This window comes from Methanobrevibacter sp. YE315, from assembly GCF_001548675.1.
Taxonomy (GTDB): domain Archaea; phylum Methanobacteriota; class Methanobacteria; order Methanobacteriales; family Methanobacteriaceae; genus Methanocatella.
In genome coordinates, this window is sequence record NZ_CP010834.1 from 1,191,662 (window position 1) to 1,216,422 (window position 24,761).

Genomic DNA, 24,761 nt, shown 5'->3' on the forward strand with positions numbered 1-24,761 from the left:
TACATCCAGTTATTTTTCCCTAACGAGTTTGCCGCTCATATGCTCAATTGTAATTTCAAAGACTTCAGTTCTCTCCAAAAGCCTATTGATTTCAGCAACTGTCTCTTCATGTGTCGGGAAGAATTTATCCCCCAGATGAGTTAGTTTATCAATTTTATCTTCTTTATCTGATAATGTTTTGATTTTTCCAAACACGATAACGCTTTTGAAGGTGTACCACCAGCTGCCCTTCTTCTTTACTCCCTTATCCATTACGCAGTAGGAAACCTTGGAATGGGATTTTACCGCATCACTTTTGTGGCCTTCTTTGGCTCCATGAAAATATATTTTGCCATCAACATAGACATGGCTCATCGGAAGAGCATAAGGATAATCATCATCACCCAACAAAGCCAGAACTCCACGAGGCTCCTCTTTCAATATTTGAATGCATTCCTCTTTTGAAAGTTCCTGCTTTTGCCTTCTCATCTGTCTGAACATATGATTATATAAGATGCAACTTATACAAATATTTTAAGAGATGATTAACATGACAGAGTTGACATTTAAAGATGCCGAAAGGGAAGATACACCATTGATTTTGGAATTCATCAAGAAATTAGCTGAATATGAAAACAGATTGGATGAAGTGACAGCTACACAAGAGGAACTGGAAAAATGGATCTTCGACAAAAGACAGGCAGAGGTAATATTTGCCCTTGAAGACGGCAAAGTCATTGGCTTTGCATTGTTTTTCTTAAGCTTTTCAACATACATATCAAATGTCAACCTGCACCTTGAAGACCTTTTCATAGATCCTGAATATCGTGGAAAAGGATACGGCAAGGCATTGCTTAAAAAATTGGCAAAAATAGTTGTGGACAGGGGATATGGAAGGTTTGAATGGACATGCCTATCCTGGAATCAGCCGAGCATTGATTTCTACCTGTCCTTAGGCGCCCAACAAAAGGATTGGAACGTATTCCACCTGACGGGTGAAGAACTCCTTAAACTAGCTAATGATTAATTATGCCATTAATGAATCTTAAAATATCATTTATTGTTTGATTCTGCTGGTCTTCGGCGGTAATATTTGCTATTCCATCACCTGACTGATTTCCGTAATATGCAAACTGGGCATGATTTGCCCCTTCTATTACATCCTCAGTGAAGTTTGCCTTAAACATTTTAGTGGAATTTTCATATGTTTCAATATCCATTACTTTGTCCTGTGATCCGTAAATTGACAAGACTGGTTTTGAAATCTCACTGGTCGGATACGCCGAAAGCAATATCAATCCATCAGTATTGTTGGTGCTATTTACATATGATGATGCCACCACACCTCCTAAGGAATGGCCTGCCATGAAATAATGGCTGTAGCTGGAATTGCTTATTATGTCATCGGCGCTATTGGCTCCAAAAAATGCGAAATTCAGTGGCATTTCAACCAGATATGAATCAATTCCCTGTTTTGAGAGATTCATTAACAGTGGAGCGTATGCAGTGGATTCTATTTTTGCACCAGGATAGAATATTAATGCGGTGTCATTTCCCGGCCCGTCGAACAACAGCGCGTTGGAAGTCTTAACTACAGTAACATTGCCGTTGTCCTTTAAGCAATCGGTAGCTGTTTTTTCAGCATGACTGTAATCTGCAAAGTAGATTGCTCCTGCCGCTAGAATAATGATAAAAATAGCGATTATTGCGATTATGATTTTTCTTTTCATGTATTATATTTTGAAAATTGTAATATATAAAAAATAGTATACATTTGGCTTAGAAAGTGCTTATTATACCAAATGCTATAAATATTAAAATCAAACCTGCGCAGCATGCAGGTATGACTGGAAAGCTGTCATTTTGTGATGCGAGATTTGAATTATTGACGATAGTGGTCTGAACCCTATATCTTTCCTGATTGTCATATACATCACAAAGTTTAACTGCAACCCAAATTGACCTCACTATAGCTACAAACATCAAAACAATACACAAAGTGGCATAGATGCTGCCTAATGAACCTACATTAACCAATGCAGTTCCCATAATCCATGGAATCTCATAGACAATACCTTCAATAACCCAATTTTTATTGTTATGCTTAAATCCAATGTATATGAATCCGATACCTGTCAAAAATGAAATGGCCGAAAATATTACCCACCAGGATTTTAATATTTTTTCTATAGTGCTCATTTTTAAACCTAAAATTTTATAAGTAGGTGATTAAACCTACTATTCTAAAATGTTTTCATTGCTGGTTTCAATTTTATCAACAACTTTCTGACCTTCATTTGCTAAATCAGTGAACATGTCAATAGTCTCTTTCATTTTAGGAAGAGCCTGTTCCTTGTATGTGCTGACATCTTCAATAGCCTGAAGCGCTTCTGAAAATGATGCCTTCAATACTTCAGGTGAAATCATGGTCTCTGCACTATGCTTTTGGATTTCGCTTCCTTGTTCCTTGAGCATGTGTGAAGTGGATTCAATAATGTTTTCAGTTGTTGAGTTCAGGATGTTGATTTTATCCATTACGATTTTTTGATCATAAAGCGCACTTGCAACCATCACACCTGTTCTTAAAGCTGAAACGGTTACGTTTTGTGCACGTTTGACACCCCTAATCAATTCCTTATTGTTTCTTCTGATAACATTAAGTGATACGATTCCTTGCTGATTTACAACAATCATCTGCTGCATGTCCATGATTCTTTGCCTGAGAGGGAATAGGATTTCCTCACGAACAAATGAAATCTTATCCTCATCAACGCCTTCTATTTCAGCAGTCTGAATTTGTGATTCGATTGATTGGTCCATCTGCTTTGCAAGTTCTATATCTGCAAGAAGCTTATTGGTAACTTCCCTTAGATAATTCTCTTCATTCAAAAGGGTTACGTTGTCGTTTTGAAGAACTTTGCTGCTTTTGTCAAGGGATGCTACAATGTCTGAGATTGCAACTTCAGCCTTTTCATATTTAGCGAAGTATTTTCTGACAGGATTGACCAGATTTCCCAATACGCCTTTTTTGGCAAAGTCCACTCTGCTTGGGTCTAGATCCTTGACTTGCTTGTTCAACTCGATTAAGTTTTCACCTATGCTGTCTGCCTCTTTTCCGCCTTTGGTCAAATCGACGAATCTTGTAGCCAACATCTCATTGTGAGCCGCTGATTTGGTCATATCATTCAAACCGAAATTGTCCAATGGTTTTAATATTGCTTCCCTTGCTTGAGGATTGTTTAAATCAGTTTCAAATATTGCAGTAGCATTGTCTTGAGCTTGGTTTTTAAGATTTGAGTTTTCCAATTTTTTTTCTTCTTCTTTTATAGTTGTTTCGACATCGTCTTTTATTTCATCAACGTTTAATGAAAATTCAGCCATCATATCACCTTAGTTTAAAAATTTTATTTTTCCTTGATCAATTTGAGAAGTGTAATTGTCAATTGTCTTTCCGTCCTTGATTATTTCAACAACAACATGGTCGGGATTCGGCATTCTGTATGTTGTATAGTGTCCGAAGCTTAACGCATAATTGGATTCATAATATATATGAGCCAAGCTTTCTATTTCACTGCCTATTACAGTATTGTTCTTATCATAATATGTTGTCTTAACATTGTATCCCTTCATATCTGAGGGAACACGGTCAAACAACGCTTCAGTATAGATTGTATAGCTGGTTTTTCCTGAAGTTCCTGAATAACCGTTGACATCAGTGATTGTTAAAATTACCCTGTCAACATCATCATTTTGCGTTTTATTTTTATCATCACCGCCAAAATCGGATGTCACAATCCATATTGAACCGATGATTAATATGGCAATTATCAGGATTACAAACAGCATGCTGAAGTTAAACTTGCCGTTGGAGTTTTCCTTTTTGCTAAATGAAGTGAAATCATATCCGCAATCCGGACAGAATTTCGCATCGTCAGAAACCTGTGCCCCACATTTTCGACAATTTTTAGTCATTTTAAACACCTAATATTCTTTTACTGAATCAATTAAGCTTTCCATTTCATCCAATAAGCTTTTAACATCTTCTTTGGATTCTTCATCTGAATTAATATTAATGACCAATTCATTAGTCAAATCTTCAATCTGATTAATAATAGTTTTCATAGTATTTATCTTTTTTTGTAGTTCATCTTCAACCCTAGGAGTATCTTCAGCAGCCAAATGAATAATGTTTAATGCAGCATCGGACTGTGAGTAGAATAACTTATGACAACTGTCTATAATTGAAATGAACCTATCATAAGTAATCTGTGGAGGAGAAAATCGCTTTTCTATTAATTTTCTTACCACTTCCTCCTTAACATCGAACAATACATTTAGATTGTTAATTTCCTTTTCATATTTCTTAAGTGATTCAAGGCCTTCAATCTCAATTTTCTTACGGGTCGAATCAGTGTGAACAGGATTATCAACAATTGGTTTGGCTTTTGTTTTTATGTAACTGGTTGAATTGGTTATTTTATACAGATAAATTAACGGAAGGATTGACAATATCAAAAATATAAACATGACAAGCTTGTTTCCCCAGTATATAAATGGAATTGCAAAGCAGATTACAAGAATATAATACAGTCCCAAATACCATGGAAGAAAATCATTAATAGTAAATACGTCCGATATGCTGCCCGCACCCCTTTCAAGCCTGATTTTTGAAGCCGCCTTTGAGTCGGCAGCATATTTGAGAATTTCATCATCGGTTAGAATACCCTCTTTTGGCTCGATTGGAAATCTTATATCCGAGAGCTTTTCAACACATTTAATCAAATTGCCATCTGAATCATAGGCCTTTGAATTTTTGAATGTAAATGGTGTTGTCAATCTTCTAATCTCTTGAATTCTAGAGTTTTCATTAGACATCGTTCAATTCTCCAATGATTATCTAAATATTAATATGATTTTATAATTTTTAAACATATGTATTTAAATTGTTACTATTCATCAAATTCCTTTTCAAGAAGAATTGTTACAGGCCCGTCATTCAGGAGAGAGACCTTCATGTATGCTCCGAACTCGCCGGTTTCAACATCAACCTCTTCGCTGCACTTTTGTGCAAAATAGTCAAATAAGACTGTTGCCTTATCCGGAGCCAATGCCTTGTGAAAGGATGGTCTGTTCTTTTTAGTATGGGCGTATAACGTGAATTGAGGAACCAAAAGCAATTTTCCTCCAATGTCTTTTACAGATTTGTTCATGCGACCGTTTTCATCCTGGAAAATCCTAAGCTTAACAAGCTTTTTTGAAAGGTAATCAGCTTCCCTTTCAGTGTCGTTTTCGCCGAATCCTACCAAAACCATCAAACCCCCATCGATTTTGCCGACGGTTTTTTCATCGACTTCAACACTAGCATTTGAAACCCTTTGAACAACCAACTTCATTTTTCCACCGTGCGGATTTCCTCTCCAATATGTTCGAAAACCTCGTCTGTTGCCCTTTTAAGAATTTCGGAAGCCTTAATGAATTCATTATTCTCAAAATCATTCATGTGAATCGGAACAATCATTGCAATGCCGTATTTTGAAATGACAGCCGGAACACCTAAAGAGACATCATGGACGTCTGCAATTTCACCATCCAGATAGCAGCTTACTGTCAATACCTTATGGGAATCCGTAATGATTGTTGAAATCAGGTTTGAAATAGCAAAGGCAGGACCATACTCTGTTGCTCCCTTTTTGGTAATGATTGTATTTCCAGCATTTCTCAATTGGTTTACAAGCCCAATAACATCAACATCCACATGTTCAATGAAATACTTTAAAGGCATACCACCTATTGTTGTAGAACTTAAAAGGGGAACCATATGATCTCCATGCTCACCGACTACCCTTGTGTGGACTTCAGAGCTGTTTATGTCAAGATACCTTGAGAAATAGTTTTTCAGCCTTAAAGAATCCAAGTGGTTTCCGACACCTATGACCTTTTTCTTCTTAAATCCTGATGCCTTAAGTGCGACAGTTGTCATCACATCAACTGGATTGGTTGCCACTAGAATAATAGTATCCGGTGCATATTCAGCTATCTTTTCAGAATAATGGGAAACTATCCTCGCATTCGGAACAGCCAGATCCAATCTTTTCATGCCCTCCTTTCTGGGAGTGCCTGCAGCAATAAGGACAATTGCAGAACCTGCCAGGTCATTGTAATCGCAGGAAGGAGTAAGCTTACAGTCAATATCTTCTGCAGCAAGAGCATCATACATGTCATAAGTTTCGCCTTTTGCCTTTTCAAGACTTTGAGGCCTTGAAAACATTACAATCTCATCAACTGTGTCTTCACTTGCCAACGTAAATGCAACATTCTTACCTATAACACCTGTTGCACCTATAATACTTACTTTAACCATGAATAAATATTAGTTTTTTATATAAAAATATCTTACTGATTTGGTATTGAAAAAAAGAAAAAAAGAATAGAGAAATTAATCCTCTATTTGATTTTTATTGTACATGTTTTTGTTTCCGGAAGGTATTTGAAGTTACCGCAGTAGCTGGATGTGATCTCGTAGGTTCCCGGCTCCATGTCCGGCAGTGTTACGAGAGCCTCACCTTTAACAATTTGGGCTTTGTATGAGCTTCCGTTAACCTCAAAGTTAATGTTTCCGCGTGCATCATTTGGAACAGTAGCGGTAAGAACAGTTTGTCCGTTCACAGTAGTCTTTGAAACTGTCATTTCAGGTGAAATCTTGGTCACTTCAAAACTGGACTTCATTTTTTGGGCATTATAATGTACATTTCCTGCATAATATATGTGCAGGTAATATTTGCCTGCTGTAAGTCCTGGAATGGAAGCGATTGCCCATCCGTCTTCGATATGGATTTTGTCTGTTAAGATTTTGGTCTTGTTTTCGTCTGAGACTGTGAACCAGATGTTTCCGTTGACATTGTTGACTTTGACTTTGATTGTTGGGTCTGAATCGATTGCCCAATTGGTAACATTGACTGAAGCTATTGGAGTTCCTTTAACCACATTGAAGGTCTTTTTGATGGTTTGAGCATTGTAATGTGCATTTCCCGCAAAATAGACGTGGAGAGTATACTTGCCCATGCTTAGACTTGGAATTGAAGTTGTTGCAACACCTTTATTGATGCTCATCTTGTCTATGATGAGTTTGGTTTTGTTTTTATCAGAAATGCTGTACCACACGTTACCGTTAATCTTCCCATTCAGCATGTCCACCTTGATTGTGACATTTTCACCATAGCCGACTTTGGTGGCAGGCTGTGCAACTGACTTGATTGGGTTTGACGCCTTATTCACAGTAATGGTGAATGGAAGCTCCTGAGCATCAAAGTATGCGCTTCCGGAATAGGTCACTTTGGCCTGATATGTGCCAACAGCCAAACCTGCGAAAGAAACATAAGATCCATAGGAGGAAGGGGTTACTTTTTTGGTTTGTCCGTTTACTGTAACATTCACATAACCTGCATTGCTTTCCCCATAGACATAAATATAAGCATAAGATCCATAAGTAATGTCATTTGCTCTGACTGAATTGATTGCTGCTGAAGCTTGACACTCTACGAAAGTACAATTAGTGGCTGTTCCCCCAACGATGGCTGCATTACTGCTTTTGGTTGAACAATTACTGAAATAAGAATTCATAGCATTACCATTACAGATTGCACCACCAGACAAAGAAGCATAACAATATACAAAAGAACAATTATAAGCATTACCACAATAAATAGCACCACCAGAACCTGAAGTAGCTTTACAATTCACAAAAGAACAATTATAAGCATTACCATAATAAATAGCACCACCACCAGAACCTAAAGTATCATTACAATTCACAAAAGAACAGTTATAAGCATTTCCATACCAAAGAGAAGAAAAACCTGTACAATTCGCAAAAGAACAATTGTATATTGAAAAACCTCTACTTCCACTACTAGAACCACCAACAACACTATTCGGTCCACCATTAATAAAATTAATATTTTTCAATACCACATTTTTATTATTAATAGTGAAGAAAAAATTTGATTTTGAATTTCCATCTATAGTATGTCCTTGTCCATCAATAGTAATGGCTTCAGAAACATAAATTCCACCATCTGTTGTTCTTATATAATCTTTTTCTAGCATCAATGTTTTCCCGCTAGCAGTATTTGCCACCAAACTATCAAGTTCAGCAAAGTCAGCAGGGGACGCTTCAAGTTCACTATTATCTGTAGCATCAACGGTTAAAACATCCCGGGAATTGTCCGTGCATAAAATATCTCCCGTTGATTCTGTAATGTTTTCATCAGCTGCACTTACAGCCCCTATTGTTAAAATAGCCAGCAAAAACAAGCTGACTATCAATAATTTATTAAATTTCAAAGAAATTACACCTTTTAAACCTATTTTTAAGTTAAATATGAAAATAAATCTATCAAAGGACATATATATAGTTAATTTGTTGAATTTAGTGAATGATATATTACATTTTAATAAAAAAAATAGAGATTAAATAAAAATTATTACAAAAATCAAAAAAAGAATTCCAATCTACCCATATAAAAAAAGAAAAAAAAGAATAGAGAATCTGATTCCCTATCTATATTGTGAAAGTTTTTGTTTTGGTCTGTGCAGAGTATTTGTAGTTTCCGGCATAGTTTACTATAACTGTATGGCTTCCACTTGCCAAATCGGAAAGTGTTAAAGTTGCAATACCATTTACTATCCTATTTTTGTATGTGGCTCCATCAACAATGAATTTTATGTTACCTGGAGCATCTTGCGCGATTTTGGCTGTGAAAGTGGTTGTTCCGCTTTTTGTAACAGGAGTTACTGACAAGCCAGGTGCAATCTTATTCACGCTAAATGTTGCGTTTGCTGTTTGGGCATTGAAGTTTGTAGCTCCCGCATAAACTGCACTTACAACATAGGTTCCAGCCTTAAGGCCAGAGAAAGTTGCGCTTGCTTGACCGTCGACAATCAGAACTCTTTGAGTATTTCCATTAACTGTAATTTTTACAAAACCATGGACATTATCTGCAAATTTCACAGTTACTACAGCATCCTCATCAACTTTGATGTTTTCAACCAATACTGAAGTGATAGGGTCTGCCTTAATCACATTTAATGTGGATTTTAGTGTTTGTTCATTATAGTTAACATTGCCCGCATAAAGAACTACTACATTATATGATCCTACTTTTAGGTCTGAAACTTTGAAAACGGCTTTTCCATCAATGATTCTGTTCCTACCAATATCCTTAATGATTACAGCACCTTTCTTTATTGTAACCCATACGTTTCCTGGAACATCGCTGTGCAAATTAACATTGATTATGGCATCTTCACCATAAGCCATATCAGGAGCATCTACTGATATGATTGGATTTCCCTTACCGACATTGAAGCTTGCGGTTTTTGTTTGTGCAATGTAATTTACATTACCTGCATAGCTAACCTCAACACCATAGGTTCCGCGTTTCAATCCTGTGAATGTTGCTGTTGCAACACCATCGGTGATTCTTTCCTTTTTGGTTTCATTGTTTACGGTAATCAATACATTTCCAGGCACATTTTTCGCTAAACTTACACTGATTACAGCATCTTCACCATAGCCGACATCTGTTGTATTGACTGCCACAATCGGCAAGTTCTTATTCACCTTAATGGTGGTGTTTATTGTACTTTTAGCGTATTTGTAGTTACCACCATAGGAAATATCAACATTATACCTTCCATACTTTAGGTCTGAAACTGTGTAGGTTGCAACGCCGTCGGTGATTTTTGCCTTATCGGTAACACCATTTACGGTAAACCAAACATTGCCAGGAACATCGCTGGCCAAATTAACATTAATATCAGCATCTTGACCGTATCTGACTATCACAGGTGATACTGATACGAATGGATTAAGTTTATTAACGTTGAATGCAGTTGTGATTGTTTGAGCATCATATTTGTAGTTACCTCCATAGCGTGCTGAAACGTTATATGTTCCTGCTTTCAATCCGGAAACTGTGTAGGTTGCAACGCCATTTGTGATTTTAGATTTTCCAGATACACCATTTACGGTAAACCAGACATTTCCCGGAACATCACTATATAAATTTGCAATGATTACGGCATCCTCACCATAATCGATATCCTCTGCATCAATTGAGATGAACGGTTCATGATTCAAGTTTGCTGTAATGTCCTGGGAGATGATTTCGGTTTCATCAGCAACCATATATACGTCGTGCTCTTCCTCGTCTTCATCATAAAGATCTGGTATTTGTGTAATCTTAACGTTGTATGTTCCGCTTGAGGAAATTCCCAAATCGGATAATTTTAAAAGTTGGCTTCTTGGTGAATCTGAAACCAAGTCAGGATGCATATCATATCTTGCAACTTCATTGTCATCCACATATACAAGGATTTCTCCTCCACCCAAATCATTGTGGGCCAACATCCAATTGCTGTCATAACAAGATATATTTACTGCAATGTCCTCATCATTGGTCAATATGGTGTCTGAAATTTCAAATCCGAATAGGCAACTCATTTCATCTATGGTGTTTATCCTGTATGAAGCCTCATCTTTTATAAGGCGTTTTACGGATGTTGAGAAGCTTTCGCCATTGCCTGTATAATCGTATGTGACTGTTAGGTTTTCGTTTTGATGTTCAAGGATTAATTGTTTAACATCATCTGTTAATCCCATCCAACATTCACGAATGAATTCATTGCTTTCATCATATGAAACTTCAAAATCATCACCGGAGAGTTCGTAAACATATTTTCCACTGTCAAAATTAAGGGTGACATTTCCTTCAAGGTCTGAAAAGTGGTCGATGTTATAAATATAGATGAAATCATCTGTAACCAGTGATACCATACCATCCGGATGCTCTCCTGTTGTTACATTACCTATAAATACCAAAAGAGGGGAGAATAATTCTCCATCATCCTCATCGTCTTCATCATCCTCATCGTCTTCATCATCCTCATCATCAGCACCGACATCAAAATCAGCACCATCAAAATTCAACAAATCATCATTAATAGGAGCCTCAATCAGGTCCCCCTCTTCACTAGCTGCCAGTTCATCGGGTATGACATCACCGCTTGCACTAACAGCGCCAATTGTTAAAATGGCCAGCAGCACAAATGCCACTAGCGTTATCTTTTTAAAATCCATATTCAACAACCCGTTAAAATTTCAAAATAATTGTTTAACTGAATAATTAGTTATCTATAAAATAAACTATATATAATTTAAATTTTTTATGAAGGTTTCATCATAAATATTTAGCTTTATTAAATTTTATTCAATCAAAATTTAAAATCATGCAAATTTATAATATTTTATAAGATTATGTGAAAAAAATTTAACGAAAATTAATATATCTAAAAAGAATCAATAGATAAACAAGGCATGATACTATGGCAGACAATGAATTAAAACTGGAAACAAAATGCTATGACGCTAACGAATACGGCTATCTTTACGGACTGAACAAAAGAATACCCGATGAGGAATTTGCAAAGGTAAAACCGTATTTCAGAAAATTCAAAAGGATGGACTTTGTCGAAGGAAATGTCCAGGTGACCGGAAGGCCTGAAGGATGGAGATGCCTTGAAGAGGATGTTTGCAAAGTCGAGGAGATACTGGGCATAACAAATACCCTGGAAAAAAGGCAAAACAAGGTAAAAGAGGCATTCAAAGATCCAATCAAAAAGGCCAATCTCATTGACCAGTCATATGAATGGCTTAAGATGCTGTTTGAAAAGGGTGGAACAAGGCCTGAGCAGAATCTAAGCAGGCTGGCGGTTCATTCCACAAAGATATATGATCCGCAGGACAGCTTCAAAAAGGGTTTTGACAAAGGTGAAGGAGAGCTGTTCATCTACACCCCTCACGGAATGTGGTATATCATTAACAACTGCGGGGAATTTTCAGATACATCCTTAAACAATGTACAAACCCCACAAGGAGGAGCAGTAGGTCACAGATTGATGTATGATGACTTAATCGATAGGCTTATCAGAATTTACACTGAAGAAAACCTGTACACCGGTGAAAAACTGTACTGATTAATGTGTCAATCTATCAATGGCCCATCCTAGAGCATATCCGATAATATATGTTGGAACTGCAAAAATCAAGCCGAAAATAATTGAAGACAAGAGTATTAGGATAATGCTTCCTTGACTCCAGACAATACCCACCTCGACAAAAAACATTATGACGAATACGGCAATGCTTATTGATTTTGCCTTGGCAAACCTTAACTCGCCAGTGTATTTGTCAGTTTTATAGAATAATTTGGAAATGATTGAATCCCTATTCTGATTTGCAACTACCTTAACATCCCCATTTGGCTTATTTTCAATTGGAGGCAATGAGCTGAATTCAAAACCGCAATTTTTGCAAAACCTTGCCTCATCCAGATTTTCACAACCACATTCACGACAGAACTTCATAAGAATCACATTTTAAAATATTATATTAGTTAATATGTATCTCATTAATTAAACATTTTATACTAAGAGAATTAAATATTATAACAGTATTATAAGGTGGTTTAACTATATGCAAAAAATTGTAAATGCACATTGTCACATTTATCCTGATAAAATCGCAGATAAGGCTGTTGTTGGAATTAAAGACTTTTATGATTTGGACATGTCATTGAACGGCAAACTGGATGACTTGATAAGGGACGGCAGCGAAGTTGGAGTAACACATTACCTAGTCCACTCAGTTGCAACAACCCCTAAGCAGGTCAAATCAATAAACGAATTCATTGCCGAAGCAGTCAATGCACACCCGGATTTGTTCACAGGATTCGGGACTCTCCACCCGGACAGTGATGACATCGAAGGCGATTTTGACTATCTGATTGAACTTGGCCTTAAAGGAGTTAAACTGCATCCTGATTTTCAGCAGTTCCCGATGAACGGTGAACGCGCATTCAGGATTGGTGAAGTTGTAAGCAAGGGAAAAGTACCTATGCTTGTTCACTGCGGCGATTTCAGATACAATTATTCAAATCCGGAACAGATTGGGCCATTTTTAGAGAAATTCCCTGACATTACATTTATCGGAGCTCATTTTGCAGGATGGAGCATGTGGGAAGAGGCAACAAGACAATTGTCTGGATTTAAAAACCTTTATGTTGACATAAGCTCCAGCCTATATGCACTAACACCTGAAACAGCGCTGGATTTGATTCATGCATATGGTGCCGATAGAGTATTGTGGGGTACAGACTATCCGATGTGGGAGTCTGTCAGTGAAATGGAATACTTCAATAAAATTGACTTGACAGAAAGGGAACGCTCCCAAATACTTTATGAGAATGCCGCAAAACTATTAAAATTAGAATAAATATTGACACTGCAATCCAAAATCTGAAAAGTGATGATTGGCTTTTAATATGTAGTTTTTATCTCCTTTTTGCATATATTTCAAAAAAAAACTCATTTTTCACTAAAAGCCTCAACAGCAGGAGGTGTCAATAACTTTTCAGAAATCATTTCCTCAATTTCATCTAAACTGAACCAGCCATAGTCATCATGCTCTTCACTGATTGTTACTTCATCACTATCGCAAGTCACTTTCATAATCAGCTGAATTGATTTGACCTCTTCAGAGGTTTTGCAGGCAGTATAATCCCTTCTAACCACATGCGAAAGTGAAACCACATCAACTTCAAGGCCGGTTTCCTCAAGATATTCCCTTTTTAAAGCTTCATCGAAAAATTCGCATTTCTTAACTTTACCACCTGGAATTTCCCATCTTCCTGCATCATGAGCAGAATGAGGTCTGATTTTTAAAAGCAGAATCTTACCGTTAAATTCACAGATTCCTCTAACTGTCAATCCCCATAATGTAGACATATAAAACACCTAAAAAAAATAAGTTAAAGGGAATGAATCCCCTATTCTTTCATTGCCTTTTCAACGGCCACTGCAACTGCTACAGATGCTCCGACCATTGGGTTGTTTCCCATACCGATCAGTCCCATCATTTCCACGTGAGCTGGAACTGATGATGAACCTGCAAATTGAGCGTCGGAGTGCATTCTTCCCAAAGTATCTGTCATACCATAGGATGCAGGTCCTGCTGCCATGTTGTCAGGATGTAAAGTCCTTCCGGTTCCACCGCCTGAAGCAACTGAGAAGTACTTTTTGCCTTGTAGGATACATTCCTTTTTGTATGTTCCGGCTACCGGGTGTTGGAAACGTGTTGGGTTTGTTGAGTTTCCAGTAATTGATACGTCAACGCCTTCCAAATGCATGATTGCAACACCTTCACGCACATCATCGGCACCGTAGCATCTTACCTTTGCCCTTTCACCGTCGGAATATGCCTTTTCCTTGACTACTTTAACTTCCCCTGTAAAGTAATCGAACTCAGTTTCAACATGGGTGAATCCGTTGATTCTTGAAATAATCAATGCGGCATCCTTTCCAAGGCCGTTTAAGATTACCCTTAACGGTTTTTCACGCACTTCATTTGCAGAATTTGCAATTCCTATTGCTCCTTCAGCTGCTGCAAAACTTTCATGTCCTGCTAGAAATGCGAAACATTCGCTTTCATCGCTTAAAAGCATTGATGCCAAATTTCCATGACCTAATCCCACTTGCCTGTCATCAGCTACACTACCAGGAATGCAGAATGCCTGGAGACCTTCACCAATAGCTTTAGCGGCATCGGATGCCTTAACACATCCCTGCTTGATTGCTATTGCAGCTCCAAGAGTGTATGCCCAGCATGCATTTTCAAAACATATTGGCTGAACACCTTTGACAATTTCATACGGATCAAATCCTTTGTCAAGGCAAATCTGTTTTGCTTCTTCAAGGTCTTTGATTCCATATTTTTCAAGCACTGGAGTGATTTGGTCTATTCTTCTTTCATAACTTTCAAATAAGCTCATATTATTCACTCCTTGGATCTATTTTTTTGACTGCATCGTCGAATCTTCCATATTGACCTCTTGCCTTTTCAATGGCTTCCAACGGGTCAACACCATCTTTTATTGCATCCAGCATGACACCGAGGTTAATGTATTTGTAACCTATAATCTCATTATCGCTGTCAAGCCCGATTTCGGTAATGTAGCCTTCAGTTAACTCGAGATACCTTGGACCTTTTTCTTTTGTTGAATAAATTGTTCCAATTTGGCTTCTGTGACCTTTTCCCAAATCTTCAAGCCCAGCACCGATTTGAAGGCCCCCTTCTGAAAATGCAGATTGGGTTCTTCCATAAACGATTTGTAAGAATAATTCGCGCATTGCTGTGTTGATGGCATCACAGACCAGATCTGTGTTCAACGCTTCGAGGATTGTCTTTCCAACCAATATCTCACCTGCCATTGCAGCTGAGTGGGTCATACCGGAACATCCTAATGTTTCAACCAATGCCTCTTCAATAATACCTTCCTTAACATTCAATGTTAATTTGCAGCATCCTTGTTGCGGTGCACACCAGCCAATACCATGAGTAAAGCCGGAAATGTCTCCAATCTGTTTTGCTTTAACCCACTTTCCCTCTTCAGGAATTGGTGCAGGATCGTGATTTGCACCTTTGCGAACAAGACACATATTTTCAATTTCTGTTGAATATATCATCTTTTTTCTCCAAAATTTTTACTGATTTTATATATTTATTTTTTAATTAATGTATTTTTGGAAAACTTTTTGATTGATTGGCATCAATATTTCGATTAAAAAATAATATTAGTGGTTTAAATCATAATTAAACACTTAAAAACTATTTTATTTAAACAAAAATTTGTTAAATATAATTTTTGTAGGTTTCGGACTTCAAAATTAAAATATATCAGATGATTATAACTTATTCCATCAGAAACTCTTTTTAAAATTTCTGAACTTTCTTGAAAACTATCGTTATATAGGATAAACATTAAGTATTAAAAAAATCATATCAAAAATTAGGTGAATAATATGGATTTCATTTTAGTATTAGCGAAAATTCAACCTAAAGAAGGATGTCAAGACAGTATCATAGAACTTGCCGATGAGTTAGTATATGAAACTTTACAAGAAGAAGGCAACATTGAATATCAATTGCTACAGTCTTGTGAAAATGACACATTAACTTTTGTTGAAAAATGGGAAAGTCCTGAAGCACTCAAAAGACATATGGGTTCACCACACTTCCTGAACTTTGGAGAAGAAAGTGGAGAATTTGTTGAAAATATGGATATCCAAGTTATTGGTGCTAAAGAAATCAAATTTTAACTATTGATGTAGATTACCTACATTAAAAACTCTACTTTTTTTATTTATTTTTATTAATTTAGAAAATCAATGAATTAAAACAGCTATTTTTAATCTAATTGTAAATATTATTGAGCCTTCTCTTAATATAAAGTGGTGAAATGTTTTAAGAAAAAATTATTTAACATGAGCTTTATAACTATAATCATGAAGATATTCATCAATACTGACAACAACAATCCTGATTCCCTAAAAACAAAGGAAAAACTAATTAAGATTTCAGAGGAACTCAAAATAGAAATTACAGATGATATTTATGAATGCAACCTGATAATTTCCATTGGAGGAGACGGAACATTTCTCAAATCCGCCAGACTATCCTGCGAAAAACCTATAATCGGAATACATACCGGAACTTTAGGCTATTTGACTGAAATCAATCCTGAAAATATTAAAAAAGCATTGACTGAAATTTTAAACGATGATTACCATATAGAAGAAAGGATGATGCTTGAGGGTGAAATAATCAGGAAAAACGGTGAAATCGAAAAGATTCCTCAAGCCCTAAACGAAGTTGGAATATCAAAAAATACATTTGGAGTCGTGAGATTTGATGCAATTGTTGACGGAAAGCTCATCAATTCCTATACTGCCGATGGGATTTTGGTCTGCACACCAACCGGCTCAACAGCATACAACCTATCATGCGGAGGCCCAATCGTAGATCCGACAGCAAAAATCCTAACATTAACACCAATAGCCCCGCATACCGTAATCAACAGAAGCATCATATTGTCAGATGACTCAACAGTTGAGATTGAAATAACTGAACTTAGGGAAAACACCGCAAGCTTTGTTTTATATGATGGACACCCAATTGAGGTGTTCAATGGGGATGTAATCAAAATCAGAAAGTCAGATAAGCTTACAAAAATAATCAAACTTGAAGACAGAAGCTTCATCGATACAATACGCGAGAAAATCAATTGAATATTTAGATTAAACAAACTTAAAACAAATAATATTTACAATCAGTTGACTGTAATGCAATCATTAGGACAAATCGCCATGCATACCTTGCAGCTTTTACAGACTTGTGGATCGCGGACCATTGACACGTCATCTACAATTATCAAGACATTGTTTGGACAGGCAATACTGCATTTCTCACATCCGCCACACTCTTCAGTGTTAATGTCGATGTGGCTATCAGCGATTTCCTCCTCTTTTTTATTTTTATTCTTATTTCTTTTGAACAATGAACCAAGACCCATTTACAAGTCTCCAAAAAATAGAAAAAAGTAGGTTTAGAATTTTAAACCTAACTCATAAGCTTCTTTTAATTTGTCTTCCTGTTCTTCTGCCACAATTCCGGCAGGACCTGCACTACCAGCATCCACATGACCAATCACTTCATATCCCATGAAAGTGAAAGGTGAGAATTTTGTCATTTCAATATAACCTTCATAGGTTCCTTCCGGCTGGTTTTCGGTAAATATCAATGCGGCTTTTCCAGATAAACTTTTATCAGGGTTTTGTCCAATACTATAGAACCTATCAATCATCAGTTTTCCTTGTGCTGACATTTGTCCATAGTATATAGGTGTTGCAAATATTACGCCGTCGGCAGCTACAAGTTCATCCAAGATTTTGTTTCCATCATCCGCACGAACGCATTCAGGGTTTTCAGCACAGTACATGCATGCTTTGCATGGAGCAATCTCTTCGTTTTCCAAGTAGAACTTTACAACTTCTCCGCCGTTTTCCTCAATACCTTTAATCATTTCATCCATCAATACATCACAATTTCCGCCTTTGCGCGGACTTGCTTGAAGTGCTACAATTTTCATTTAACTACTCTCCTAATATTTATATGACTAATCAGATGAAGTGACATTTAATGAATCAATGATTCCTTTACAAGTGTTTATAAAGTAGTCGCTGTTTTCATAAGGAATATCGGCTCCACTGATTAAATAATTTTTACCATTTTTATTAAAGTAAATGTCTGCATTGTATGAATAAACATCCTCATTGTACAAAAAGTAAGTTGTTACACCATTTTGATCTATGGTCTGGTTTGATGTGTATCCTACATTTGCAACTGCATTGTAGACAATGTCTTCAATATTTTGCGAATCATCTATTTCACTTATATTTATGACAATTCCGTTTTTTTCATCTGCCAAGCTTACCATAGTGTCATTTACTTTAGTGTCTGTAAAATTGCTTATCTTTACAAAACTGCTTTCGCCTATTGCAAGAAGAGTGTCATTTGTAACTTCCTCTGTATGTTGAGAATGGAAAGCATTAGAACCTAAATTAACTCCAACATAAATTACTATCAAAATAATTAGTAATGCATATAATTTTTTCATTATATATTCACCTATTATATTATTATTTAACTTAAAGTATTTAAAATTGATTAGATAAATGAATAAATATGAAATTATCAAAATCAAAAGTCAACACATATCTTAAATGCCCTCTTGAATTTAAATTTCAATATATTGATGAAATTGAAGTTCCAGAAAACAAATATATGGCATTGGGTAGTGATGTTCATTTAATCGCTGAAAAGTTCGCCGATAAATTCGGAGATGACTTGGAAGGCGTCAATATTGAAAATGAACTTTTAAAAATAGTTCATGAGGAGGATATAGGATATGATGTGGCTGAACATGTTGATAATTTAAGCTCTTTTTTTAAGGAAGTCTTTGTTGAAAACGACTACAAACTGTTTTGCCAGGAAGAGTATCTGTTGGATGAGGAAAACAGGTTTTCAGGAATATGCGACATTATTCTGGAGGATGAAAATGGCGAACTGGTTGTCATTGACTATAAAACTTCAAAATCAAGTTCCTTTTCCAAATATCGCCTGGAGCTATGCTATTACAAACTGCTTGTCGAAAATGTGTTTGGAAAAAGCGTTTCTAAGGTTGGGGTGTTCTTTACCAAAAATGGCCGTTTGAGATTGCTGGATGTTTGTGATGAAGAAAACAAGCGAAAATATTTGTGCAAAAGTGAAATCAATGAAGCTGTCGATACTCTCCATCATGTGAGAAACGAAATAAACAATGAGAATTTTCCCGCAAACAGACAGTTCTTATGCAGGTATTGTACATATAAAGAAATATGTGATGAATATTAAAAATTGAAAAAAAGAGGAGTTTTTGAAAAACTCCTAAAAGTGTTTCAATTTTATTTTTTCCTTTTAGTTCTTATGCCCAAGAGCGCCAAAGCCATCAACAATGCCAATATAGGATTTGCTGTTTCATGAAGAGTCAAAGCACTTCCCACAGGAGGTTTGGAATCCTCTGCTTGTGAAGTTGCATTTTGCTCTTTCCCGTCGGCTATTTCAATTGTGGAAGTGTTTGCTGAAGAAGTGTGATTTGAATCAGTTAAAGCAGTCAAGTTAACTACGTATTTGCCGGCTGGCAAACTTGGAGGGACAATATCCTCTCCAGGTCGAATAGCACCATCATCTACAACATTTCCATCCCCATCGATAATTTCATATGTTATTTCTGTAGCATTTTCACTGGTAACATGAACAACAATAGAATCACCGACATTTACTGAAATATCCTCTGCCTGAACAGTGGAAGGAGCAGGATTCACAGTAATGGTGGAAGTGGCGGTTGAAAGAGTATGATTGCCATCAACAACACTGGTCCAATTAACTGTATACTTTCCAGCGGCCAACCAATCAACTGCAATAGACCCATTAGGACCAACAGTATCACCAAATATCAAATTATTCTTATCATCAAAGATGGCATAGGTAATGCCAGTAGCATTAGTACTGTTATAATCAATAATTATGTCATCACCGTAAGTCACTGTAACGTTTTCGCCCCTAACAAGTGATGCTCCAGGATTAACGGTTACATCAGTCCTGTCGGATTTGCCGGTTGAATTTTCACGGCAAGTTACTGTCGCTTCATTTGTGAAGTTTCCGACAGCTATGGTTGTGACATTGAATGTAATGGTTTTGCTTGCCATACTTGCAATATCACCGATATTCCAAACCAGTTCATTTTCAAAAACAATGCATGGAACGCTTGTGCTTGCACCATCAAATCTGAATGTGCTGTCCAATGCATCGGTGATGCTGACATCAGTGACATTGATTGGGCCATTGTTGGTTATTGTAATCGTGAATGTAACGTTTTCACCAACAGTCACATTGGATCCTGCACTTTTGACAATTGTCAGGTTAGTAGGAACGATTTGGCCTTTGAATGTATCCACAACATAGGTATCGATTTCATTGCAAAGAGCATATGCATAATTTGTATAATTAAAGATTTCTGATGATCTTCCAATGATTGTAAATGTAACGGATTCTCCGGCAGGTATGCAGTTGATAATCCATTCATTCCATAATGTATCATAGCCTTCAGTAGCATTGACAAATTCGAATACGGAAGGCAATCCATCTTTAACACCTACATCAGTTGCATCCACTATGCTTGTATTGTTCACTATTATGGTAAATTCAACCAAGGTATTGTTTCCAACAACTGTAACGTTAGCTGTTTTTTTGATTTTTAATATGGGCGGAACAACTTCAACTGTGTCGCCGGCAGGAGAATAGTTCCCTTCAGAATAAACAGAAGATTCAGAATGATTATTACCAAAATATGAATTAATTATACTATTACTTACACCACTGGTAGCATCTTCATCAGTTGCAGTGAGATTGCATGAAGCGTCATCTGTTTCTGTTGCGCTTACTGCACTTAGGCTTAAAAAAATCATTATCGCCAATATAATAATTAACTTTTTGCTTTTCGTTTTCTCAGCTCCCTTTATGTTGTTAGTTAGCCAAGTAAAGTAAAGATTTACCTATTTCTATTTATCCTTTGAAAAATATTTAAATATTGTTATTAACAATGAAAAAAGGGAAAATTGAGCAATAATTTCAAAAAAAAAGTAAAAAAATGTTTAAAAAAATAGATTGAAGCGAGGACTATGCCTCAACTTCTTCAAAGTCAACTTTTTCACCGAGCAGCCTAAGTCCGATAAACATTACAATAATACCTACTGGAATACAGATGTACCAAGGCATTCCTATACCTGCAGGGATGTAACCGATGAATATTGCTACACAAGCAACAAATACCGCATAGTATATTTGTGTCCTTACGTGGTCAATGTGGTTACAGCTTGTTCCCATAGATGAAAGGATTGTTGTATCTGAAATCGGTGAACAGTGGTCTCCAAAAATCGCTCCGGTCAATACTCCACTGGTACAGACAATTGTGAATCCCATATCACCAGTACTTACTGCCCATGCAAGCGGAATAGCCAAAGGCATTAAGATACTCATTGTACCGTATGCTGTACCTGTTGCAAATGAAATCAATGCGCCCAATACGAAAATCAAGGCGGGTACGATGAATTGCGGCAGGGTATTTTTCAGTACTCCAACCAGATAATCTGCAGTACCGATATCACCGATTACTCCTCCTAATGACCATGCAAGAAGCAGGATTACACCGGTAATAACAATTGTCTTCATACCCCCAATCCATTCGGAGATTGCATCTTCAACAGTGAGTATTTTTTCACAAACGGCCATGACAATAGCAACTATTGAAGCAAGAAGTGCTGCCTGGAAAAGAGCAACAGACGCGTCGGAAGCGGACAATGCTTGGAAAATCCCATTAAATGATAATGGGGATGTTTTCATCAAGGTAATGAGAGCCTGATCTTCTCCACCTAAAATTGTTGTGTATCCACTCCAGTAAAATGCGATAAGTGCACCGATAATCAATGTACCGATTGGAATGATTGCGTTCCATACGGATAATTTAATTCCATCAACAGGTTTTACTTCATCAAATCCTGGTGCTTCAGGAACAATGATTTCTTCATCGTCTTTTCTTTGACGAGCAGCCTGTTCTGCCTTTTTCATTGGACCAAATTCATATAAAGTTAAAGAAGAAATAACAATGAATATTAAAATAAAGATGTTATAGAACCTATATGGAATAGTCTGTAAAAATATTCCAAAACCAGTTACGTTAGTTACTCCAACAGATTTGAAACCGGCAGCAATTAAACTAATTTCTAATCCAATCCAAGTGGATATGATTGCAATACCAGCTACAGGAGCAGCGGTTGCGTCAACTACAAATGCTAATTTTTCTCTGGATACTTTGAGTTTATCCATAACAGGCCTCATAATAGGACCGACAATTAATGAGTTTGCATAATCGTCAAAGAAAACACATAATCCTAAAATCCAGGTGAATAACTGAGCTTTTCTAGGAGTATCTGCTCTTTTTGCAAAAGCATCAGCAAGAGCTTTTGCCCCACCCATTTTGGTTACCAATTGGATGATACCTCCAATGAGCAAACATTGAAGAATAATACCTGCATTCCATGGGTCAGCCATACATGCAATTATTTGAGAACCCATTTGTAAAAAAGCATTCACTGCAGTTGAAACAATGTTTAAATCATTAACACATAACATGAATTCCCCAACAAAAACACCTACAAATAAAGACAGGACCGTTTCTTTGGTAATGAACGCTAAGCCAATAGCAACAAGAGGTGGCAATAGTGTTAAAATACCAAAACGGACAGAATTATCTGAACCTGCTGGTGCCTGGGAGATTAATAATGATAAAACGAATAAGGCTATTATGGAAATAGCTACAATTAATCCCAATTTCATACTTCTATTCAATTTCATAATCACACCATTTTCCTATACATTTATTAAAAAGATTGATTTAATGTTTATTAATCTTATGAAATAATTAATAAGTCAAATCTAAATTTTAGAATATTTTAACTTATTAAGTACACATTTTATTTTGTTTTTAATGATATAAAAATATTTATAAATATTTTAATCAATAAACAATGAATTTATTGTCTATTTTAAAAAATAGAAAATTATTCTAAAAAATGATGATATATTAATGCAAATTAATGAAGGAGTTCAAAATTATAAATTTGATTTAATATTTAAAATAATTTCTGAAATATATTCATCATTTTCAAATTTTTCTAAATAGTTTAAACATCTATCAATAGGATTTATTTCCGGATGTTTATAAAAATAGTCTTCAAAATCAGTGTAGTTTACAATATCCATATGATATTTTTCCCAAAAGTGCAGCGGATGACTGTCCAAAAATTCATAGCCCTTTTCTGTAATTGAACCATTTAGGAAATACCCGTATTCCTCCAGGCAGTATCTCAGATTGCTCCAGGAGATGTTGTAATTATTTTCAATTGTAAAGATTGCATAGTCTATTTCGATTTTTTCATTAATCAGCTTTAAGAACTTATACATTATAAATCTGATATCTTCCTCGAAATCGCTTTTGGAAGTGTTGATAAATCTGATTAGATTTTCCTGGATTTCATCGATATCATAATCGAGATTAATGCCGCAAAAATGGCAGAACCTGTCGTGACTGTCTATTGGCATGCTGCAATATGGGCAAATGTCGTCATGAGACTTAATAGACGGCTCCAAATTACTGTCAAACAGATAAGCCAATCTGATTAAGAGGGATTCGTTTAAAATCATTCCTGATTCGTATTCCTCCCTGATTTGTTGCTTAATTTCAAAAGCCTTTTCATAGGTGACATGACCATCATCGATCAGTGACTGGATATATTCGGAAAACTCATCATCTCCGCCGATAATCTCCTCAAGGGTGTAGTTCTTTATCGGCAAACGTTCTTCCAAATCCAATATGACCTTCATCAGTTCAACATCGTTATCTGCAAATAAGTCCTTAATATTGGAAAAGTAATCATCATTTATGTTTTTTCTTTTTTCAATGCAATCATAATGAATAATATCATGGTTTAAAGGAGAGCTATAGGCAATAATTCCCTTATCCAAATCAAGGACATGGAAACTGCAGCACATCTCCAAATCATAAAAGTGAGTTGACAGCTCATCATTGTCATAGTCCGAATTTGACAGGACATGGCTGCCCGGAACAATGAATTCAATGGCACTTACAACAATATCATCATTGACTCTTTTAGCAAAGCCATAATCGATCAACCTTTCAACAACCAGGCGTGTTGGCTCCATGATACTGGGTTTGTAGTGGTCCTTCATCGTATTTTCAAGCTCTTTTAAAAAGAGTCCGTTTCCTCTAAACTCCGGAAGCACATAAATATTGCTTAAGGCTGCGGTCATGAACTCCCTTGAAAAATCATAAGTGCAGAAGCCTACAACCTGCTTATTGAAGACCAGCTCCTTAAATAGATTGCATTTGGGATACTTTAAAATGAGACCTTCCTCCTGCATTGAATCAAGAATGTAGCCGTAACTGTCCTTGAGAATCGAAACTACTTCGAAAGTATCTTCACTTAAAAATGCCTTTTGCGAATTATCATTTTTGAGGATAATATCCATCTACACCATTACTCCATAAAAAGCGATTAATTTAATTAAATCTATATTAAACTTCCCTATATTTAAATTATTCTATTGTGAATTTAGTTTTAACTAAAAAAAATAAATAAACTTTAGTAATACCAAAATAAATAAATATTAATGTTGAAACTCCAAAATTTTAAATGAAAAATTAAAATAA

At 36.2% G+C, this 24,761-nt stretch carries 26 protein-coding genes; 6 read left to right on the forward strand and 20 right to left on the reverse strand.

The window, feature by feature from the left end; translation table 11 throughout:
- Positions 1-9: 9 nt before the first annotated feature.
- On the reverse strand, positions 10-480 hold the full coding sequence (locus TL18_RS05105) for a pyridoxamine 5'-phosphate oxidase family protein (RefSeq protein ID WP_067042335.1): 471 nt from the start codon (positions 478-480) through the stop codon (positions 10-12).
- A 49-nt stretch (positions 481-529) separates the two neighbouring features.
- Between TL18_RS05105 and TL18_RS05110 the strand changes: the two genes are divergently transcribed.
- Entirely contained in the window at positions 530-1,006 is a 477-nt protein-coding gene (locus TL18_RS05110; RefSeq protein ID WP_067042337.1) for a GNAT family N-acetyltransferase, read from the forward strand.
- Here the strand turns inward: TL18_RS05110 and TL18_RS05115 are convergent.
- The 9 genes from TL18_RS05115 to TL18_RS05155 form a co-directional block, all read right to left on the reverse strand.
- Positions 996-1,709, reverse strand: coding sequence for an alpha/beta hydrolase (locus TL18_RS05115; RefSeq protein WP_067042340.1), 714 nt, complete (start codon positions 1,707-1,709; stop codon positions 996-998). The genes TL18_RS05110 and TL18_RS05115 overlap by 11 nt on opposite strands.
- A gap of 49 nt (positions 1,710-1,758) precedes the next feature.
- Positions 1,759-2,178: a hypothetical protein gene (locus TL18_RS05120; RefSeq protein ID WP_067042343.1), complete on the reverse strand. Its 420-nt coding sequence runs from the start codon at positions 2,176-2,178 to the stop codon at positions 1,759-1,761.
- Between the two features lie 39 nt (positions 2,179-2,217).
- Positions 2,218-3,360, reverse strand: a complete 1,143-nt coding sequence (locus TL18_RS05125; protein ID WP_067042346.1) for a toxic anion resistance protein — start codon at positions 3,358-3,360, stop codon at positions 2,218-2,220.
- A gap of 9 nt (positions 3,361-3,369) precedes the next feature.
- On the reverse strand, positions 3,370-3,951 hold the full coding sequence (locus TL18_RS05130) for a zinc ribbon domain-containing protein (RefSeq protein WP_067042348.1): 582 nt from the start codon (positions 3,949-3,951) through the stop codon (positions 3,370-3,372).
- A 9-nt stretch (positions 3,952-3,960) separates the two neighbouring features.
- Positions 3,961-4,854, reverse strand: coding sequence for a hypothetical protein (locus TL18_RS05135; RefSeq protein WP_067042351.1), 894 nt, complete (start codon positions 4,852-4,854; stop codon positions 3,961-3,963).
- Positions 4,855-4,928: 74 nt separating this feature from the next.
- Positions 4,929-5,372 carry a D-aminoacyl-tRNA deacylase gene (gene dtd / locus TL18_RS05140; protein ID WP_067042353.1) on the reverse strand — a complete coding sequence of 148 codons (444 nt, stop codon included), beginning with the start codon at positions 5,370-5,372 and terminating at the stop codon, positions 4,929-4,931.
- Positions 5,369-6,340, reverse strand: coding sequence for a malate dehydrogenase (locus tag TL18_RS05145; protein WP_067042356.1), 972 nt, complete (start codon positions 6,338-6,340; stop codon positions 5,369-5,371). Before TL18_RS05145 ends, dtd begins: the two co-directional genes overlap by 4 nt.
- 83 nt (positions 6,341-6,423) lie before the next feature.
- Entirely contained in the window at positions 6,424-8,322 is a 1,899-nt protein-coding gene (locus TL18_RS05150; protein ID WP_067042359.1) for an Ig-like domain repeat protein, read from the reverse strand.
- Positions 8,323-8,539: 217 nt separating this feature from the next.
- The gene (locus TL18_RS05155; RefSeq protein ID WP_067042362.1) at positions 8,540-11,119 is read right to left on the reverse strand and encodes an Ig-like domain-containing protein; all 2,580 of its coding nucleotides are present in this window, start codon (positions 11,117-11,119) and stop codon (positions 8,540-8,542) included.
- Positions 11,120-11,364: 245 nt separating this feature from the next.
- Between TL18_RS05155 and TL18_RS05160 the strand changes: the two genes are divergently transcribed.
- Positions 11,365-12,015 (forward strand): hypothetical protein, encoded by a 651-nt coding sequence (locus TL18_RS05160; protein WP_067042365.1) that lies wholly within the window; start codon positions 11,365-11,367, stop codon positions 12,013-12,015.
- Here the strand turns inward: TL18_RS05160 and TL18_RS05165 are convergent, their stop codons facing one another.
- Positions 12,016-12,405, reverse strand: a complete 390-nt coding sequence (locus TL18_RS05165; RefSeq protein WP_067042368.1) for a zinc-ribbon domain-containing protein — start codon at positions 12,403-12,405, stop codon at positions 12,016-12,018.
- 109 nt (positions 12,406-12,514) lie between these two features.
- On the opposite strand from TL18_RS05165, the gene TL18_RS05170 reads away from it, so the two are divergent.
- On the forward strand, positions 12,515-13,312 hold the full coding sequence (locus TL18_RS05170; protein WP_067042371.1) for an amidohydrolase family protein: 798 nt from the start codon (positions 12,515-12,517) through the stop codon (positions 13,310-13,312).
- Between the two features lie 92 nt (positions 13,313-13,404).
- On the opposite strand, the gene TL18_RS05175 is transcribed toward TL18_RS05170, so the two are convergent.
- Genes TL18_RS05175 through TL18_RS05185 form a run of 3 tightly spaced genes read right to left on the reverse strand, consistent with a single transcriptional unit; the run spans position 13,405 to position 15,561 of the window.
- Positions 13,405-13,824: an NUDIX domain-containing protein gene (locus TL18_RS05175; protein ID WP_067042374.1), complete on the reverse strand. Its 420-nt coding sequence runs from the start codon at positions 13,822-13,824 to the stop codon at positions 13,405-13,407.
- Between the two features lie 41 nt (positions 13,825-13,865).
- Positions 13,866-14,867, reverse strand: coding sequence for a GGGtGRT protein (locus tag TL18_RS05180; RefSeq protein ID WP_067042377.1), 1,002 nt, complete (start codon positions 14,865-14,867; stop codon positions 13,866-13,868).
- A gap of 1 nt (position 14,868) precedes the next feature.
- The gene (locus TL18_RS05185; RefSeq protein WP_067042380.1) at positions 14,869-15,561 is read right to left on the reverse strand and encodes an iron-sulfur cluster assembly scaffold protein; all 693 of its coding nucleotides are present in this window, start codon (positions 15,559-15,561) and stop codon (positions 14,869-14,871) included.
- 336 nt (positions 15,562-15,897) lie between these two features.
- Between TL18_RS05185 and TL18_RS05190 the strand changes: the two genes are divergently transcribed.
- Together TL18_RS05190 and TL18_RS05195 are read left to right on the forward strand one after the other, a co-directional pair.
- A complete protein-coding gene (locus TL18_RS05190; RefSeq protein ID WP_067042383.1) occupies positions 15,898-16,194 on the forward strand; it encodes a putative quinol monooxygenase in 297 nt (98 codons plus the stop codon).
- Positions 16,195-16,359: 165 nt separating this feature from the next.
- Entirely contained in the window at positions 16,360-17,163 is an 804-nt protein-coding gene (locus TL18_RS05195) for an NAD(+)/NADH kinase (RefSeq protein ID WP_067042386.1), read from the forward strand.
- A gap of 41 nt (positions 17,164-17,204) precedes the next feature.
- Here TL18_RS05195 and TL18_RS05200 read toward each other — a convergent pair whose 3' ends face one another.
- Genes TL18_RS05200 through TL18_RS05210 form a run of 3 tightly spaced genes read right to left on the reverse strand, consistent with a single transcriptional unit; the run spans position 17,205 to position 18,551 of the window.
- Entirely contained in the window at positions 17,205-17,447 is a 243-nt protein-coding gene (locus TL18_RS05200) for a 4Fe-4S binding protein (protein ID WP_067042389.1), read from the reverse strand.
- 33 nt (positions 17,448-17,480) lie between these two features.
- Positions 17,481-18,023, reverse strand: a complete 543-nt coding sequence (locus TL18_RS05205) for a flavodoxin family protein (RefSeq protein ID WP_067042392.1) — start codon at positions 18,021-18,023, stop codon at positions 17,481-17,483.
- A 27-nt stretch (positions 18,024-18,050) separates the two neighbouring features.
- A complete protein-coding gene (locus TL18_RS05210) occupies positions 18,051-18,551 on the reverse strand; it encodes a hypothetical protein (RefSeq protein ID WP_067042395.1) in 501 nt (166 codons plus the stop codon).
- Between the two features lie 68 nt (positions 18,552-18,619).
- Here TL18_RS05210 and TL18_RS05215 point away from each other — a divergent pair, with 68 nt between their 5' ends.
- A complete protein-coding gene (locus TL18_RS05215; RefSeq protein WP_067042398.1) occupies positions 18,620-19,327 on the forward strand; it encodes a PD-(D/E)XK nuclease family protein in 708 nt (235 codons plus the stop codon).
- 50 nt (positions 19,328-19,377) lie between these two features.
- Here the strand turns inward: TL18_RS05215 and TL18_RS05220 are convergent, their stop codons facing one another.
- The 3 genes from TL18_RS05220 to TL18_RS05230 all read right to left on the reverse strand — a co-directional run bounded on the left by TL18_RS05220 (position 19,378) and on the right by TL18_RS05230 (position 24,580).
- Entirely contained in the window at positions 19,378-20,940 is a 1,563-nt protein-coding gene (locus tag TL18_RS05220) for a DUF11 domain-containing protein (RefSeq protein WP_067042401.1), read from the reverse strand.
- A gap of 211 nt (positions 20,941-21,151) precedes the next feature.
- A complete protein-coding gene (locus TL18_RS05225; protein WP_067042404.1) occupies positions 21,152-22,885 on the reverse strand; it encodes a Na+/H+ antiporter NhaC family protein in 1,734 nt (577 codons plus the stop codon).
- A gap of 258 nt (positions 22,886-23,143) precedes the next feature.
- Positions 23,144-24,580, reverse strand: coding sequence for a GNAT family N-acetyltransferase (locus TL18_RS05230; RefSeq protein ID WP_067042407.1), 1,437 nt, complete (start codon positions 24,578-24,580; stop codon positions 23,144-23,146).
- Between the last annotated feature and the right edge of the window lie 181 nt (positions 24,581-24,761).

Coding starts and splice junctions, on each gene's coding strand:
- TL18_RS05160 (WP_067042365.1), top strand. CDS start 11,365: ATGGCAGACAATGAATTAAAACTGGAAACAAAATGCTATGACGCTAAC.
- TL18_RS05110 (WP_067042337.1), top strand. CDS start 530: ATGACAGAGTTGACATTTAAAGATGCCGAAAGGGAAGATACACCATTG.
- TL18_RS05170 (WP_067042371.1), top strand. CDS start 12,515: ATGCAAAAAATTGTAAATGCACATTGTCACATTTATCCTGATAAAATC.
- TL18_RS05180 (WP_067042377.1), bottom strand. CDS start 14,867: ATGAGCTTATTTGAAAGTTATGAAAGAAGAATAGACCAAATCACTCCA.
- TL18_RS05190 (WP_067042383.1), top strand. CDS start 15,898: ATGGATTTCATTTTAGTATTAGCGAAAATTCAACCTAAAGAAGGATGT.
- TL18_RS05165 (WP_067042368.1), bottom strand. CDS start 12,405: ATGAAGTTCTGTCGTGAATGTGGTTGTGAAAATCTGGATGAGGCAAGG.
- TL18_RS05200 (WP_067042389.1), bottom strand. CDS start 17,447: ATGGGTCTTGGTTCATTGTTCAAAAGAAATAAGAATAAAAATAAAAAA.
- TL18_RS05210 (WP_067042395.1), bottom strand. CDS start 18,551: ATGAAAAAATTATATGCATTACTAATTATTTTGATAGTAATTTATGTT.
- TL18_RS05175 (WP_067042374.1), bottom strand. CDS start 13,824: ATGTCTACATTATGGGGATTGACAGTTAGAGGAATCTGTGAATTTAAC.
- TL18_RS05130 (WP_067042348.1), bottom strand. CDS start 3,951: ATGACTAAAAATTGTCGAAAATGTGGGGCACAGGTTTCTGACGATGCG.
- TL18_RS05220 (WP_067042401.1), bottom strand. CDS start 20,940: ATGATTTTTTTAAGCCTAAGTGCAGTAAGCGCAACAGAAACAGATGAC.
- TL18_RS05125 (WP_067042346.1), bottom strand. CDS start 3,360: ATGGCTGAATTTTCATTAAACGTTGATGAAATAAAAGACGATGTCGAA.
- TL18_RS05105 (WP_067042335.1), bottom strand. CDS start 480: ATGTTCAGACAGATGAGAAGGCAAAAGCAGGAACTTTCAAAAGAGGAA.
- TL18_RS05115 (WP_067042340.1), bottom strand. CDS start 1,709: ATGAAAAGAAAAATCATAATCGCAATAATCGCTATTTTTATCATTATT.
- TL18_RS05195 (WP_067042386.1), top strand. CDS start 16,360: ATGAGCTTTATAACTATAATCATGAAGATATTCATCAATACTGACAAC.
- TL18_RS05120 (WP_067042343.1), bottom strand. CDS start 2,178: ATGAGCACTATAGAAAAAATATTAAAATCCTGGTGGGTAATATTTTCG.
- TL18_RS05230 (WP_067042407.1), bottom strand. CDS start 24,580: ATGGATATTATCCTCAAAAATGATAATTCGCAAAAGGCATTTTTAAGT.
- TL18_RS05155 (WP_067042362.1), bottom strand. CDS start 11,119: ATGGATTTTAAAAAGATAACGCTAGTGGCATTTGTGCTGCTGGCCATT.
- TL18_RS05225 (WP_067042404.1), bottom strand. CDS start 22,885: ATGAAATTGAATAGAAGTATGAAATTGGGATTAATTGTAGCTATTTCC.
- TL18_RS05145 (WP_067042356.1), bottom strand. CDS start 6,340: ATGGTTAAAGTAAGTATTATAGGTGCAACAGGTGTTATAGGTAAGAAT.
- TL18_RS05205 (WP_067042392.1), bottom strand. CDS start 18,023: ATGAAAATTGTAGCACTTCAAGCAAGTCCGCGCAAAGGCGGAAATTGT.
- TL18_RS05185 (WP_067042380.1), bottom strand. CDS start 15,561: ATGATATATTCAACAGAAATTGAAAATATGTGTCTTGTTCGCAAAGGT.
- dtd (WP_067042353.1), bottom strand. CDS start 5,372: ATGAAGTTGGTTGTTCAAAGGGTTTCAAATGCTAGTGTTGAAGTCGAT.
- TL18_RS05215 (WP_067042398.1), top strand. CDS start 18,620: ATGAAATTATCAAAATCAAAAGTCAACACATATCTTAAATGCCCTCTT.
- TL18_RS05135 (WP_067042351.1), bottom strand. CDS start 4,854: ATGTCTAATGAAAACTCTAGAATTCAAGAGATTAGAAGATTGACAACA.